The organism is Blautia sp. AM28-27 (genome assembly GCF_003480905.1).
GTDB classification, from domain to species: domain Bacteria; phylum Bacillota; class Clostridia; order Lachnospirales; family Lachnospiraceae; genus Fusicatenibacter; species Fusicatenibacter saccharivorans.
This window is the reverse complement of the sequence record NZ_QUJK01000037.1, coordinates 1-1,631: the sequence shown is the minus strand read 5'-3', so window position 1 is coordinate 1,631 and position 1,631 is coordinate 1. Positions and strand designations below refer to the sequence as shown.

Sequence of the window (1,631 nt, the reverse complement as noted above, 5' to 3'; positions counted from 1 at the left end):
TTGCGCGTCTAACTCATCACTACTACAATATATTTATGGGTAATCCCCTTACTTCCAGTAAGGATTTATCCATCTCATTACTTAAACTGTTAGAATGTAGGATGCAATGGTATATCGACTTCATCACTTGGACCTCGCGTCCGTACTTTAGACTGATAACCGGCTCCTCATTCACAGTGTTCGTTTTATGCAGGTTGAATCACATTAGGTGCATTCGTGTCACACACAGTAGTTTGAACAGGTAATGAGTAAAACTGGTATTTATCCATTGTAATATTTTTTAAGGAGTGATAAATTTATGAACGCAGTAGGTATCGATGTTTCAAAAGGTAAAAGTATGGTTACAATTCTGAGACCATTTGGGGAGATTGTATCCTCTCCTTTTGAGATTAAGCACACATCCAGTGATATCCATTCACTTATTAAACTTATTCATTCTATCGAAGGTGAATCCCGGGTTGTAATGGAACATACCGGCCGCTACTACGAAGCACTTGCTCACCAGCTTTCAGCAGCAGATCTCTTTGTCAGTGCTGTTAATCCCAAGTTGGTCAAAGATTTTAATAACGATTCTCTTCGCAAAATCAAGTCCGACAAAGCTGATTCTGTCAAGATTGCCCGCTACGCTCTTGACAAATGGCAAAGTCTTGAACCGTATAGTATTACAGATGAATTACGCGCTCAGCTAAAGGTCATGAATCGTCAGTTCCATTTCTATGTGAAACAAAAAACGGCTATGAAAAATAATCTTATTGGCCTCATTGACCAGACCTATCCAAATGCAAATACTTATTTCAATAGTCCCACCCGCAGTGATGGTTCCCAGAAATGGGTTGATTTTGTCTCTACATACTGGCATGTAGATTGCATTCGTAAAATGTCTCTAAACGCTTTTGTTGAACATTATCAGAACTGGTGCAAGCGCAAAAAATATGCCTTCAATAAATCAAAAGCGGAAGAAATTTACACCAAAACAAAGGAACTTGTTCCAGTATTTCCTAAGAATGAAATAACCAAACATATCATCAGACAAGCTGTCGATCAGCTCAACAGTACTTCCGTTACTGTCGAAACAATACGCACTCTCATGAACGAGACTGCCTCAAAGCTTCCTGAATACTCAATTGTCATGCAGTTTAAAGGGATTGGTCCATCTCTCGGTCCACAGCTTATGGCTGAGATCGGTGATGTAACCAGATTCACGCATAAAGGAGCCCTTACTGCATTCGCCGGAGTTGATCCTGGGGTAAACGAATCTGGTTCCTATGCCCAAAAAAGCGTCCCAACATCCAAACGTGGATCTTCAAATTTAAGAAAGACTCTTTTTCAAGTAATGGATGTTCTTATCAAAACCATGCCTCAGGATGATCCTGTATATCAATTCATGGACAGAAAACGCACCCAGGGTAAGCCTTACTATGTTTATATGACTGCAGGTGCTAATAAATTTCTCAGAATATACTATGGACGAGTGAAAGAATATCTTTCTGTTCTTCCTGATCCAAGCTAATTCAAAACTTTTACTTTCAGACCAGCACTGGTTGTGGTGGCCTTATTTTAATGCCTAATTTTTAACCTGTAAAGTTTTTTAACTTTCTTCAATTTTAGTATTGACTTTTTATTTGCAGGCT

1 protein-coding gene is annotated in these 1,631 nt (G+C 39.0%); it reads left to right on the top strand.

The annotated features are described in order from the left end of the window. Positions 1-298: 298 nt before the first annotated feature. On the top strand, positions 299-1,510 hold the full coding sequence (locus DW743_RS17780; protein ID WP_055218916.1) for an IS110 family transposase: 1,212 nt from the start codon (positions 299-301) through the stop codon (positions 1,508-1,510). The last annotated feature ends 121 nt before the right edge of the window (positions 1,511-1,631 follow it).